General features: G+C 60.4%; 15 protein-coding genes. 5 read left to right on the forward strand and 10 right to left on the reverse strand.

Annotation, left to right across the window (positions count from 1 at the left end; genetic code table 11):
• Positions 1-29 precede the first annotated feature (29 nt).
• The 7 genes from K7R21_RS19935 to K7R21_RS19965 form a co-directional block, all read right to left on the reverse strand.
• Positions 30-1,892, reverse strand: coding sequence for a tetratricopeptide repeat protein (locus tag K7R21_RS19935; protein ID WP_224985053.1), 1,863 nt, complete (start codon positions 1,890-1,892; stop codon positions 30-32).
• A gap of 814 nt (positions 1,893-2,706) precedes the next feature.
• Entirely contained in the window at positions 2,707-2,997 is a 291-nt protein-coding gene (locus K7R21_RS19940) for a hypothetical protein (RefSeq protein ID WP_224985054.1), read from the reverse strand.
• Positions 2,998-3,991: 994 nt separating this feature from the next.
• Positions 3,992-4,621: a hypothetical protein gene (locus K7R21_RS19945; RefSeq protein WP_224985055.1), complete on the reverse strand. Its 630-nt coding sequence runs from the start codon at positions 4,619-4,621 to the stop codon at positions 3,992-3,994.
• A 188-nt stretch (positions 4,622-4,809) separates the two neighbouring features.
• Positions 4,810-5,283 (reverse strand): DUF2318 domain-containing protein, encoded by a 474-nt coding sequence (locus tag K7R21_RS19950; RefSeq protein WP_224985056.1) that lies wholly within the window; start codon positions 5,281-5,283, stop codon positions 4,810-4,812.
• A 71-nt stretch (positions 5,284-5,354) separates the two neighbouring features.
• Complete coding sequence (locus K7R21_RS19955) at positions 5,355-5,765, reverse strand: heavy-metal-associated domain-containing protein (RefSeq protein WP_224985057.1); 411 nt, start codon at positions 5,763-5,765, stop codon at positions 5,355-5,357.
• A gap of 196 nt (positions 5,766-5,961) precedes the next feature.
• A complete protein-coding gene (locus K7R21_RS19960; RefSeq protein ID WP_224985058.1) occupies positions 5,962-7,071 on the reverse strand; it encodes a two-component system sensor histidine kinase NtrB in 1,110 nt (369 codons plus the stop codon).
• Position 7,072: 1 nt separating this feature from the next.
• On the reverse strand, positions 7,073-7,270 hold the full coding sequence (locus tag K7R21_RS19965) for a ferredoxin (protein ID WP_224985059.1): 198 nt from the start codon (positions 7,268-7,270) through the stop codon (positions 7,073-7,075).
• Positions 7,271-7,443: 173 nt separating this feature from the next.
• On the opposite strand from K7R21_RS19965, the gene K7R21_RS19970 reads away from it, so the two are divergent.
• Together K7R21_RS19970 and K7R21_RS19975 are read left to right on the forward strand one after the other, a co-directional pair.
• Positions 7,444-8,340: an SDR family oxidoreductase gene (locus tag K7R21_RS19970; protein ID WP_224985060.1), complete on the forward strand. Its 897-nt coding sequence runs from the start codon at positions 7,444-7,446 to the stop codon at positions 8,338-8,340.
• Positions 8,337-8,837 carry a hypothetical protein gene (locus tag K7R21_RS19975; protein WP_224985061.1) on the forward strand — a complete coding sequence of 167 codons (501 nt, stop codon included), beginning with the start codon at positions 8,337-8,339 and terminating at the stop codon, positions 8,835-8,837. The genes K7R21_RS19970 and K7R21_RS19975 overlap by 4 nt, the downstream gene beginning before the upstream one ends.
• Before the next feature lie 17 nt (positions 8,838-8,854).
• Here the strand turns inward: K7R21_RS19975 and arsS are convergent, their stop codons facing one another.
• Entirely contained in the window at positions 8,855-9,811 is a 957-nt protein-coding gene (gene arsS / locus K7R21_RS19980; protein WP_224985062.1) for an arsenosugar biosynthesis radical SAM (seleno)protein ArsS, read from the reverse strand.
• Between the two features lie 8 nt (positions 9,812-9,819).
• Entirely contained in the window at positions 9,820-10,152 is a 333-nt protein-coding gene (locus K7R21_RS19985; RefSeq protein ID WP_199390079.1) for an arsenosugar biosynthesis-associated peroxidase-like protein, read from the reverse strand.
• A 264-nt stretch (positions 10,153-10,416) separates the two neighbouring features.
• On the opposite strand from K7R21_RS19985, the gene K7R21_RS19990 reads away from it, so the two are divergent.
• The 3 genes from K7R21_RS19990 to K7R21_RS20000 are packed head-to-tail and all read left to right on the forward strand — an operon-like array spanning position 10,417 to position 12,753.
• Positions 10,417-10,836 carry a QcrA and Rieske domain-containing protein gene (locus tag K7R21_RS19990; protein ID WP_224985063.1) on the forward strand — a complete coding sequence of 140 codons (420 nt, stop codon included), beginning with the start codon at positions 10,417-10,419 and terminating at the stop codon, positions 10,834-10,836.
• 22 nt (positions 10,837-10,858) lie between these two features.
• Entirely contained in the window at positions 10,859-11,956 is a 1,098-nt protein-coding gene (locus K7R21_RS19995; protein WP_224985064.1) for a cytochrome b, read from the forward strand.
• Positions 11,953-12,753: a cytochrome c3 family protein gene (locus tag K7R21_RS20000; protein ID WP_224985065.1), complete on the forward strand. Its 801-nt coding sequence runs from the start codon at positions 11,953-11,955 to the stop codon at positions 12,751-12,753. The genes K7R21_RS19995 and K7R21_RS20000 overlap by 4 nt, the downstream gene beginning before the upstream one ends.
• Here the strand turns inward: K7R21_RS20000 and K7R21_RS20005 are convergent.
• A complete protein-coding gene (locus K7R21_RS20005) occupies positions 12,750-13,250 on the reverse strand; it encodes an acyltransferase (RefSeq protein ID WP_318248354.1) in 501 nt (166 codons plus the stop codon). The genes K7R21_RS20000 and K7R21_RS20005 overlap by 4 nt on opposite strands.
• Position 13,251: the final 1 nt, after the last annotated feature.

Raw genomic sequence — 13,251 nt, forward strand, 5'->3', positions numbered from 1 at the left:
AATTAATGCGGCACCTGACCCGTTGTTTATCAAGGCGTGGGTTTGTCTTGTGACAGTGTCTGAAGCATTTGTTTTGCCGAAAGGTTCCCCTGCTGCGCCGAACGATTGAACCATTCTAGTGCCTTCTGGTGGTCAATCTGAACACCCAGACCATATTCATACAGAGTTCCTAAATTGTACGACGCCATGGAATTCTCCTGTTCAGCTGCCTTAGTGTACCACGTGAACGCTGTGGAATAGGATTGCCCGACACCGTCACCCCGGGCATATAAATTGCCGAGATTGAACTGTGCATCACTATCGCCCTTTTCGGCGGCTCTTTGGTACCACTTGGCAGCAATGTCAAACTCTCGCTTGCCACACAATCCATTTTCAGTGAGGTATCCTAGCATAGCTTCCGCCTTAGTGTGACCCGCCTGTGCCGCCTGAGTCAGCAGGATAACAGCCTGAGCCGAATTGCGCTGCCCTCCCATACCGGAGTGATAGAGCATGCCAAGACGGTAGCTGGCGTCGACAATGCCGTTATCGGCAGCCTTTTTCAACCATACTGCCGCATTTGCTTCGTTCCTTTTTACACCAATTCCCTCAAGGAACATCAAGCCGAGACGATACGAGGCGAGAACATTACCTTGTTCCGCGGCCTTCTGATACCACTCTACTGCTGCGGCCTCATCCTTCACAACACCCTGTCCTAGCTCAAGCATAACCCCTAGGTGATACTGGGAATCTGCCCTACCCTGCTCCGCAGATTTTTGATACCAACGTGCCGCTTCGGTTGGGTTTCTGTCCATGCCACGACCTTCCTCAAGAAGTAAACCCAATTGGTACTGGGCATCACTTTGCCCCTGTTCCGCGGCCTTGCGGTACCATACTGCAGCCAAAGATTCGCTTTTCTCAAGCACATGACCTTCCTGAAACATCCCTGCCAAATGGTATTGCGCTATCGCTAATCCCTTGTCTGCGGCCATTTTGATCAAGTCAGCGGCCTGAGCATGATCTTTATTCAGGAGACGACCTTCCTCGAGCATCAACGCCTTGGCGTAGAGAGCTTCAACCAAGCCTTGTCTGGCAGCCATTGAAATCAATTCTGTTGCACGGGCCTCATCTTTGTTCAGATCCCGCCCGTCCAGCAGCATCTTCCCCAGACGTAATTGAGCCTCGGCAAGCCCCAGCTCGACGGCTTTATTCAGCCACTCGACAGACTGCACCATATCTTTCTCACCGCCGCGCCCCTCCTGCAGCATCACAGACAAATGGTATTGGGCCTCAGCGTTACCCTTTTCGGCAGCTTTCCGGAACCAACCGACTGCGGCAGTTTCATCTTTCAGCACACCACTTCCCCGTTCGTACAACAGCCCGAGACGGTAGCACGCCGGGGTAATCCCCTTATCGGCCGCTTCCCTGTACCACGTAGCAGCTCTTGCCGGGTTTAGCGCAATACCGTTCCCTTCCTCATAGAGCAGCGCCAATCGATACTGTCCCATAGCGTGCCCCTGCACTGCTGACCTAATAAACCACTGAGCTGCAGCCTTTTCATTTTTTTCAGCACCTTTACCCTCCAGATACAACAGTCCCAGTTCATAACATGCATCAGGGTCATCCAGATCTGCCGCCTTACTGAGCCAATAAGCAGCTGTACGATCGTTACGCGGCACCCCTCGCCCTTCACGGTAAATTTTGCCAAGTGATGTCATGGCGATCGGATCTTTATCAACGGTTGCCCGTCGAACGATTTCGGCCATTCCCGACATTTTCGACAGTATGCCTAGTGCCTGATCATCAACACTGTCGGCACATGCAGGTTCCGGAATTGCTAGCCTGACGACGATCAATACAACTGCAATACATGTCGTGGCACCAACGGCTGTGTAGTATTTTGGGGACATGATCATTTACGTCCTTCTGCTTCATAGATGATACAAGAGGGGACATCGTGTGTTTCAGCGGTTATAACACCACTGCAGACGCGCTGGCTACTGGTGAAGATGATACATCTTCTAGTATTTATTTAATTTACTGTCAAAAAATTAATACTTCCCGGCAGAGACAGCGGCATTGCTGGCCCTTCGAGACGGCCTGCTCCCAACCGATTCGGTCAAAATAAAAACCAAAATTGCAATGGCAAAGCATGCTTTAGGAACTATCGAACTCGAGTCCCTACCAGAGATAGAAGGGTACCTCTAGAAAGGTACCTCGTTAACCCAATGGTGTCCCATGACACACATAAGAAATGGAGCTCTAATAACTGCTGATGATATATTGAGTTCGCCAAAATAGCAATACAAACAACGAGATCGGAGCCGTGACCCATAGTAGCATAGTGCTAAATCGGGTGATAGCACTTTTCAAGAGTTGCATCGGATTTTGTAGAACGGCTAGCGGGAGTAGCCCATGATCTTGCAGGCTTTGCTGCCGTTCGACAAATCAGCAGCAAGCTCAAGCAAACTGAGCTTCCTCTGTGCTACTTTACTGCTTGTGGCATACCCTTCCTCCTTTAGGGGCAGATTGTCTGGACAACAACTTTTTACCCCGTTCAAGGACGGTATGGCCACTTCTTTTTAGTGACCGACGGTCAGATAAATACCATCACGACACAGGCGGGTTTCGAATTTGATGCATAGGCAATTGCTGAAAGGAGGGGTTGGGTGGGGCGGCCGCCCCACTCAACACTGGAGGATGGATGTACCTCGGGAAGTTCCCATTCATTTATCTCGTGAGCGATGCTATCTGGTTCGTCTCCATCAGTTCCAGCTTTTTTGCACGGCTCAGGAAAGCTGCCGACTCCTCTTTATTTTGCCTAACCCCCCACCCCATCCCATACATGAGACTTAAGTAAAAGTTCGCCTTGGCAGAATCGCACTTTTTGAATTCTACGGCAGCTTCAGCATACCGTTGCTGACGAAAAGCGCTCAAAGCAGAGTCGAAGTCGGCTGAGGCTGATTGAACTGTAACCAGAGAAAAAAACACCAACAATAAGAGTCTGTTCCGAATTTTCATGGTCGACCTCCAACGTAAATTTCGTCAGTCCGGCGTTGCCATGACATGAGCAATGGATGTGCCAAACGGCGATGTGGCGTAAACCACCATAATTAAAGGTTTTCCCCCCGTCGCATCACCCGTAGGGGACCATCAGCAATTGAACACCTACTAACCAGCCAGAAGGTAACCCGCTGCTTTAGCAGAGGAAAAATCCGAACAGGGGGATGCGCAGAGTTAGAACAGCATAGGGCACACCGTTGGTGAGGTAACAGGCAGCCTTTCGGTGCAGTCGGAGAGGGCGAGTAAAGGACCCTTAACTTACAGGGAGAAAAATGGAGAATGCCCTTTCTGCAAAACAGGGCTGCGGGGGAAAGACGAAGCCATCCTCTGTGTGCCAGTGAGGATCAGCTATCAAGCAAGAAAACAACGCCTGGAGCCACAGACCTCCTCAAGAGTACTAATGAGCACCCTCGTCCCGGGGAAAAGCCGAACTCCGCAACTAGGAAGACTAGCACAGGACACCGTTCCGCACGAACTCTTCATTGACACCCCCGACTGGACCTGAAAGCGGTTAGGATTAGGGGCATAGGGTACGAAAAGGAAATGTGTCTTCTGCCGGGGCGCGCTCACCTAAGGAAATATTTCACGTCCCGTCGTGGGGATCGTGGCAATCGGCGCAGGTTGCGCCAAGAGCCGGGCTGCAGCAAAAAAGGGCGAGGGCAGCTAACGCCGTTAAGGCAAAAGACAACATCGCCCTGAAAACAGGGCTAACCCTGATCACAGTTGGGAATAAAGAGGGACTTTAACGACGCCTGCGTCTACGGAAAGCCTGCGCGCTCCCATGCGGTCACCTCAATTTCCGCACAAACTGCCGGCGTGCATATATCAGTAAAATACAAACATCAGCATAAAGGTCTTAAACAGTTAAAGACCTTCCCGCCTCGTCCAGGGGGCATCACTGTGACGGAGCGGGCAGGAGTTTGACGGGAAGAGCAAGCAAAAGGAGGCGGGATTACCCCTCTGGGTAGTCGGAGAGGGCGAGGAAGGTCTCCTTCAGTTCGAAGGAAAAGATGGAGAACATCCGATCGGCCAAACGGGTGGTGAGCACCGGGGGAAACAGCGGCACGGCGAGACGGTAGATCAGGTCCAGCATGCCGTCATGGGGGTTCTCCTCCAGGAACAAGGCGCCGTACTGCAGGACGGGCGCGAAAAGGAGCGCCTCCTCCATGACCGCGTCGTCCTCGCTGAAGTAGGGAAGGATCATCTCCAGCGAGAAGCAAAGCCCTGAGCCTCCGGCGTCTTCGGAGATGCTCAATAACAGTTCGTCCTGGGGAGAGCCGTATTCCAGCGCCTCGGGTGACACATTCCCCGCGGGGAGCACCATCACCTTGCCGTGTACGGGGTCAATGCCGTAGGGGGCGCCGCGGTTGGCAAGGAACCGCTCCAGCTGCTGGTACCCCTTGGTCTGCAGTCGGCCCATGCCGCGGTAGAAGGCGGGGCGGAACAGGTCCCGGTTGGCGATCAGTTCCTCGAGGGGGACGAACTCCTGCTCGGCACCCAAAGGCCTGGCGCTCCTGATTTCCGCGTTATTTACCACGAGCTTGAGGTGCGACCTCTTACGCTCGTCTTTGTCCTTGCTCACGTGATACCCCCTGATGCTGACTGCTCCTCTGTAATACACCTCCGGCAAGACGGGTGTCAACCAGCAAAACCGAGACGGGCCGGCGCGTTGCCGCACTACTCGGGAAAGGATCACAAAAAAACGCCGGGAGCGCTTACTGTGCGCGTCCCGGCGTCTGTACGGCCAGGGTGAGAGCGCCCCGCCCCTGTCTAGAAGAAGCGGGTGCCCGCCTTGAGATCGGAGACAGAGATGGTCACCTTGCCCCCGTCAACCTTGGCGGGAAGGTGGGAGGGGTTGCAGCCGCCGGCGGAAGCAGCGCCGATCTTGTTGATGGCAAATTTCTGGTTGCAGTTCAGGCAGTTCATCTTGTCACCCGCCTGCTCGTACCCCTTCTTCTCGCGGTAGCAGACGTCACAGGCGTCGAAGGCGACGTGAAGCTGGCCGTCGCTTCCCTTGACGATGAAGAAGTTGATCTCCTTGCCGGCGTCGGCGAACTTGTAGTAGTGCGCCTTGCCGTCGCTGACCTTGTCGGCGGGGATGGTGACGCTGCCGCCGGAGGCCTTCACCTTCTCGTATTTCCCCATCCCGGGAAAGCTGAAAGCAAAAGCGACGCTCGCCATGGCCACAACGGCAACTGCGATGAGAAGGAGGGTCTGGAATCCTTTTTTGCTCGACTGAACCATGTGTTGCTCCTTTTGGGGCCTGACGGGCAGGCTCGTGCTGGATCGCGCCACGCGGGCGTGACGAAAACTCTTTATTGGGCGCCGCCGCAGCCGCGCTGGCCGCAGCATCCACCAGGGGCAGCCTTGCCACCGACGTCACGCCCGACCACGCTTTTGAACTGCTGCGGGGTGATCACCTGGGCCACCTGGGAGTGGAAGCCGCTCTTTTGCACCGCCTGGGCTAGCTTCTCGGGCGCGGTTTGCTTGGAATCGTAGCCGGCCACCACCAAGCCCGACTCCAGGTCCACCTCCGCCGCAGCCACCCCCTTTTGCGACTGCAGGGTCTCGGTGATCTTCTTGACGCAGCTGCCGCAGGTCATTCCGGAGGTGCGCAGCACCACCACCTGGTCGGCGGTTGCCCCCACCCGCACGTAGAAGGCGAATACGGCCAGCACGGCGACCACGGCCATTATCAGGGCGGTATTGAGGATCTTGTTTTTCATGGGCGGCTCCCGATCGGGCGCTGCAGGCGCGGAATGCGCCCGGCTTGCCCGGACGCTCCTCCTTTTTACAAGGAGCGTGCCACGGCGCCCGATGGAGCTAACTACTAAAGATCACTGTGTTGGCTGCGCCGGCAGTTTCAGTACCCTGCACCACCCTGTGGAATATCCTGCAGGCGCAGTAGGATTTTCCACAACCTCAAGCCGGGACCGGGAGCAGCACCTTGAAGGTCACCCCCCTGCCCGGCTCGCTCGCCACCTCAACGCTGCCGCCGTGCCCCTCCACGATCTTCTTGGTGATCGGGAGCCCCAACCCCGTGCCGCTCCCCTTGGTGGTGAAGAAGGGCTCGAAGATCTGGTCGATGGCGTCGGCGGCGATGCCGCCCCCCTGGTCGGTGAAGCGAATCTCGGCCATCCCTGACTCCCGGTCGAAGGCGGTGGCCACCTGGACCGTCCCCCCTTCCGGCGAAGCCTGAATGGCGTTCAGCATGATGTTCAGGAAGGCCTGGCGCAGCTTCTCCGGGTCCGCCACCAGCCGCGGCACGGTGCCGCAGGAAAGGTCGAGGCTCACCCCGCAGCCGTGCGCCTGGGCCGAGAGCAGGGTTACCATGTTGGCCAGTTCCTGGTTGATGTCGCATTCCCTTTTGTCGGCCGGCTCCGGGCGCGCCATGCGCAGGAAGTCCTCCACCACCCGGTTGAGCCGGTCCGACTCCTTGACCAGGATCTCCAGGAACTCGCCGCGCCGCTCGGCCGGGACCCCCTGTTCCATCAGTATCTCTGCGGTGCCACGGATGGAGGCGAGCGGGTTCCTGATCTCGTGGGCCAGGATGGCGGAGAGTTCACCCAGGGCGGAGAGGCGCTCGGCACGCCGCAACTGCTCCTCGATCCTGATGATCAGCTCGGATTGGCTCTTGAGCTGCCGGTAGGAATCCTCCAGGCCCAGGGCGGTCCGTTCCAGCTCCTCGCGCCGGCAGCGCTCCTGCTGCGATAAAAACCCGGTGATCCCACCCACCACATTGTAGAGGATCACCTCCAGGTACTTCTCCATTTCCATCGCGATGTGTCCGCCCCACTGGAACAGGATGTGCGGGGCGTAGGCCACGGTGACCAGGATGGCGCAGCCAATGCCGCCGCGGAACCCGAACCAGTAGGCGGCCAGGATGATGGGGATGTAGTACAGGCGCTGGAAGATGTCGTGCAGCATCCCCAGCCTGAGCGGCGTCAGGTAGTGCAACAGGCTGATCGCCACCACGCAGGCGAACAGGGCGCCCCCTTTGATGAGACCGGCGGGCCTGCTGGCGTGCGCCACGCTACTGGTCCTCCCAGCTGATGCACGACACCGGGCACAGTTCCACCGCCTGCGCCTGGATCACGTCCTCCGCAGCGCCGGCAGGGTCGAAACACTCCGACTTGCCGTGGCTGTCGAAGCGGAACACCTGCGGGCAGTTGGCGATGCAGATGCCGCAGCTGATGCATTGTTCCTTGTCCACCCATGGTCTTCTTGCCACCGACTCCCCCTTCTCCTCTCGAGGTCGGCCCGGCCGAATGCCGGGACCACAGGCCACTATAGCGCAGATGGCTGCCAACTTCCCAATGAAAAATGGGGTGAGACAACCTTGACAATCGCACCGGTCACCGGAGAATCATTAGATTACTTTAAGGCTGTAAAAAGGGGGCCGCTATGGGTGTGTGGGGAGACTTGACCGGCAAGATCTGTCTGGTGACCGGAGCCAGTTCCGGGATCGGCAGAGCCACCGCCCTCGCGCTGGCCCGGGAGGGGGCAACGCTGATCGGGGTGGGACGGGACCGGGTGCGCTGCGAGAGGAGCGCCGAAGCGATCGTGCGCGACAGCGGCAACTACAAGGTGGAGTTCTGGCAGGCGGACCTCTCCAGCCAAGAGCAGGTGCGCGTCATCGCTCGCCGATTGCACGCGGTGTACCCGCGCCTGGACCTGCTGGTAAACAACGCCGGGGCGAGGTTCGACCGGCACCTCACCAGCAGCGACGGGGTGGAGATGACCTTCGCCCTGAACCACCTGGGGTACTTTCTCCTGACCCTGCTCCTGATGGAGCGACTGCGCGCGGCGGGTCGGGCCCGGGTGGTGAACGTCGCCTCGGCCGCGCACCGCGCCTGCCCGGCCATCGACTTCGAGGACCTGAACCTGCAACGGGGTTTCGACGGCAGGAGGGCCTATGCCCAGTCCAAACTGGCCAACCTGCTCTTCACCTACGAATTGGCCCGACGCCTGGAGGGGAGCGGCATTACGGCAAACGCGGCGGCGCCGGGGAACGTGCTGACACGTTTCGCGCTGAACAACGGCCTCTCGAGTTGGCTGTCCCACGTTGCGGGCTCACTGAGAAGCGGCAGGCTGGTCGGGCCGTGCCGGGCGGCGCGTACCGTGCTCTACCTGGCCTGCGCCGGCGACCTGGCTGGCAAAAGCGGCGGCTACTACTTCGAGGAGAAAGAAGAGCATTCCTCACCCGCCTCCTACGACGAGGCTGCAGCAGGGCGCCTTTGGCGGGCGAGCCTGGAACTGACCGGGCTGGCGGACCAGTCGAAAGATGGGAGGCTGCCATGAAAGCAGTTGGGGTGTTGACGTTGCTGCTCGCCGTGGCCGGTAGCGCACGCGGCGACGGGACCTACTACCCGTACCAGTTCTACGACGAGTACTACCGGCAGCAAGAGGAGCAGGCGCCCCCCGCGGCGGAGTCGCGGCAAGGCGAGCGCCCGCGGGGGGCGCCGTCAACGGCGCAGCGGGCGCCGCTGTTTCTGTTCCCGGCGGAACTTGGCTTCGGGGTGGCGGCCGGGCGCGGCGAGGATCTCTTCTACCTCGCCGACAGCTATTTCAAGGTCAGCGGCGGGGTCTGGTACCGTGCCAGATCCTGGCGCGGACCGTGGCTTCGGGTGCCGCGCGGCAAGCTCCCCCCCGAACTGGGCAAGCGCACGCTTGCTCAGATGCGCGTACTGCGCGACCGGGAGTTCCGCCTATTCTGGGAGCAAAAGGGGAGCTACCGGGGACGGGTGTTCCGTCCCGGCACGGAGCCGGCCAAGCCGACGGTAAAGCGGCCTAACTAGGCCACGATGCTGCCGCCTCAGGTGAACCCCGAACCGACCGTGCAGGCGTAGCAGTGATCGGCGGCGGCGATGGGGGTGCCGGGTGCGGGGAGTTCGTCAAGATCGGCGATGAAGCGTGCTGCGCCGCCGAGAAAGAGGCCTTGGGCCAAGTGAAAATCGCAGTCGTAGAGCCGCCCGCACCAATCCACGGAAAGCTGGCTGCGGCACATGAGCCCGGCCACGGCGCAGGGGTTGAAGCCGGCAGTGAGTTTCTCCAGGTAGTCGTCCAGGTTCCCGGAGCGCTCGAGGAAACGGCGAAACCGCCCCAGCGGGACGTTGGCGAAGGTGTAGAGGTTATGGAAACTGACGCCGTGCTTGCGGGCCAGGTCGCGCTGGAACTTCTCCTGGGCCTGGAGCTGAGGCGCCGGCAGAAAGGCGCCGGAGGGGTTGCTGACCAGGTCGAGCTCGAGAGGACTGCCGGGCAGGCCGTAGCCCAATTCGTTCAACCTCTGCAGCGCCCGGATGCTTTTCTGCCAGACCCCGGCCCCGCGCTGGGCCTCGGTCTGGGCCTGGTTGCCGGCGGGAAGCGAGGCGACCAGCACCACCTTCAACTCGCGGTACAGCTGCAACAGCTCCTCGCCCCGCTCCCCCTCCAGCGAGACCAGGTTGGTACGCACGATCAGCCTCCGGGTCTCCGGCGCCAGTCCCCGTACCAGGTAAGGGAGGTCCGGGACCAGTTCAGGGGCGCCCCCGGTCAAATCGATGCTGTCGAACCGGAAGCGACGGGCGCAGCCGATCACCTCCGCCATGACCGCCCGTGACATCATCTCGCCGCGGGCCGGCCCCGCCTCGAGATGGCAGTGGCCACAGCTGAGGTCGCATGCCAGCCCCACGTTCACCTGCAGCGCCGTGGTCCGCTCCCGGGTCAGTGCAAGCCCGTGGCGGGCCAGGCGCTCCCCGAAAGGCTCCCCCCGCCGCTGTTTTGACTCGTCCATCCCGTCTCCTAAAGCGAAAGTTTCTCGGCGATCTTGCGCATCTGCACGCCGTGCACCAAGGAAGCGCCGCCGCGGATAGCCGTCACCACGTGCAGCGCTTCGGTCATCTCGCCCAGGTGCGACCCCTTTTCCAGGCAGGCCCTGGTGTAGGCGTCGATGCAGTAGGGGCATTGCACGGTGTGAGCGACGGCAAGCGCGATGAGCGCCTTTTCCCGCTCGGTCAGCTCCCCCTCGGCGAACACCTCGTTGTAGTAGTCGAAGAACTTGCCGGCGAGTTCCGGCGCATCTTTGCCGATCTCGGCGAAGCTCCCCAGGTCACGGGGATCGTAGTAGGTCTCCATCGTGTTCTCCTTTTGCTGTGTGGTACGGTCAGCGCGCGCCAGCATACCGGAAAAAGCCGCCGGGGGTAAAGAGGGAAAGGCGGCTTTCACTCATTAGATCAACGGGGAACGGGAGAACGGACGAGGCCCGTGCGGCGTCGGCGGCGCGGCGGCAACTCCAACGTGAACGCTGCCACCACCTCAGTTTCATGAAAAAGTCGCTTGAAATGGGGCAAGCTGTCATTATACTTGTGCCGAATCGACAGACAACAGCAGGGAGGATGCATGGAGAACGAGGGGAGGAGGAAGTTTCTCGGGGTCTGCGTGGCCGGAGCCACGGCCGCCGCTGCGGTCGCCGCGGGGTACCCGGTTTTCCGCTACCTGGCGCCCAGGTCGGGCCAGGGGGGGGCTGCCAAGCTGGTGATACCGGCGGGGGAGCTCAAGGAAGGGGATGCCAAGTTTTTCGAGTTCGCCGGTTCCTCGGCGGTACTTATCAAGACCAAGAGCGGCGAGTTGGTCGCACTCTCAGCGGTCTGCACCCACCTAGGCTGCATCGTGCAGTGGGTCAAGGAGAAGCAGCAGTTCCAGTGTCCCTGCCACGGCGGCCAGTTCTCCACCGACGGTACGGTGCTGGGGGGCCCCCCGCCGCGTCCGCTCGCCAAGATTCCGCTCACCGTCACCGAAGGCAACATCACCATCGGCTAACCGTCCAGGGAGGCAAACGCCCATGCTAAAGAGGCTGTACCGCTGGCTCGACCTGCGCATCGGGGTCGGCGAGATCGTGGAGAAGGAGCTGACCGGCTACCTGCTGCCGCGCAATATCAATGAGTGGTATTCACTGGGAAGCGTGCTCCTGGTCATCTTCGCACTGCAGGTGATCACCGGCATGCTGCTCATGATCTACTATGTCCCCGACGCCGACAAGGCCTTCAAGAGCGTCACCTTCATCATGAACGAGGTACCCTTCGGCTGGCTGATCCGCCTGTGCCACGCGGTGGGCTCCAACATGATGGTGGCGGTGCTTATCCTGCACATGCTCTCTACCCTGCTCATGGGGAGCTACAAGGCGCCGCGCGAGCTGAACTGGGTGACCGGTTTCACGCTGCTCGCCCTGGTGCAGGGGATCTCGCTCACCGGCTACCTGGCCCCCTGGAGCCAGCTCTCCTTCTGGGCCACCACGGTTGCCACCAACAGCGCCAGCGCCGTCCCGGTTGTGGGGCCGTACCTGGTGGAGTTTCTGCGCGGCGGCAAGCTGGTCGGCCCGCCCACCCTGGGACGCTTCTTCGCCCTGCATGCCGCAGTGCTCCCCGTGGTGATTGCGGCCTTGATCGGGGCGCACCTGTTCCTGTTAAAGCGTACCGGCATCTCGGCGCCCCCCTTCGGCCGGGAGGGAACCGCCAACCCCTTCGAGGCCCAACAGTACCACTACCAGGGGCACCCGGGGGGGATCCCCTTCTTCCCCAACTACGCGCTCCAGGACCTGAGCTCGATCTCCATCTACTTCGCCATCTTCCTGGCCGTGGTCTTCTTCTGGCCGGGCATGCCGTTCACCCCGGACGCTTTCGTGCCCGCCGACCCCTTCAAGACGCCGGCGCACATAAAGCCGGAATGGTACTTTCTGGCCAACTACCAGACCCTGAAGATCTTCCCGAGCGAGCTTTTGGGGCTCTCGGTGCAGGCGGCGGCAATGACCTTCCTGGCGCTGCTCCCCTTTATCGACCGTTCCCCGGAACGGCATCCACTGAAGCGGCCGGTATTCCTGACCCTGGTGATAGCGGGCATCCTGCTCTGGATCGCTCTTAGCGTATGGGGGCACCTGTCATGATTCGCAAAAACACCCTGGCCATCCTGCTCCTTGCCTCGCTCGCCTTGGTAAATCCGGTCCAGTCCGCCCCGGCAGATCAGCCGGAGACGGTCTGCATCCAGTGCCACGGCACCCTGCCTGACCGGCTCGGGGCGCCGGTGAACCTGTGGCGCAGCAGCATCCACGCCGAGAACGGCATCTCCTGCAACAGCTGTCACGGCGGCGACCCCAAAGACGCGGCCAACGCCATGACACCGCAACGCGGCTTCCTCGGCGCTCCCAAGGAGAAGGACATACCCGCCTTCTGCGGTCGCTGCCATCCCGGCGTCTACAAGGATTACCTCTCCAGCGCCCACGGCAGGGCGCTTGGCGCCGGCGGTCCCACCTGCGTGACCTGCCACAGCAATCACCAGGTGGTGAAGGCGTCCCTGGCCCTCATCAACGAGAAGAGCTGCACCCGCTGTCACAGCTTCGACAGAGCCCGCGCCATCCGCGACGCCATGCAGCAGACCGAAGGGTATATCGACAACATCTCGCGCCGGATTGCAGAATACCAAGTGAGCGGCGTGGACACCGAAAAGATGGGCAAGTCCCTGTTCGCGGTGCGAAACCGCTTCCACACGCTGTTCCACGACGTGGACGTGGCCCGGGTCAAGGCGGAGTCGGCGTCTATCAACCAGGAGTTGGGGAAACTGGATGCGACCCTCAAGCAGATCGAGCAGTCGCACGAGAAGAGGCGTGTTGCGGGAGGGATCGCGGTCGGCTTCATGGTCCTGCTCGCGATCCTGTTTCACCTGATGAAGAAGAGCTACGACTAGAGTTTTTTGAGTCCGAAGAGGAACTTCTGGTACTGGACCTGGCCGTTGTGGGTGAGCGGCTGGGTGATCCGGGCCAGGGGTTCCGCTGCCGGGGGGCCGTAGAGGACGCCGGGGGGGACGTTTTTCGTGACGACGCTCCCCGCCACGACCACGGCCCCCTCGCCTATGGTGACCCCGTGCAGGATGGTACAGTTGGGACCTATGAAAACGTCATTACCAATGACCACCCCGGCCTTGGCATCCTCAGGGGAGCGATCCCCCAGGTAGAAGTGAGCAAAGAGGATGCAGCGCAGCCCGATGGTGACATTGTCGCCAATCACAATCTTTTCCGGGTGCTGGTCGTCCATGTAGACCAACTGGCTGATCCATACATTTTTCCCCATACACACGCCGCGCACCTTGTGCAACCAGGGACGAAATGAATAGCCGCCGGGAACGACCATCGCGAGCTTCCCCAGAACCCTTTGCAGAATCCTGCCACTCATCGTCGCGCGCATC

The sequence above is a fragment of the Geomonas agri genome (assembly GCF_020179605.1).
Lineage (GTDB): Bacteria > Desulfobacterota > Desulfuromonadia > Geobacterales > Geobacteraceae > Geomonas > Geomonas agri.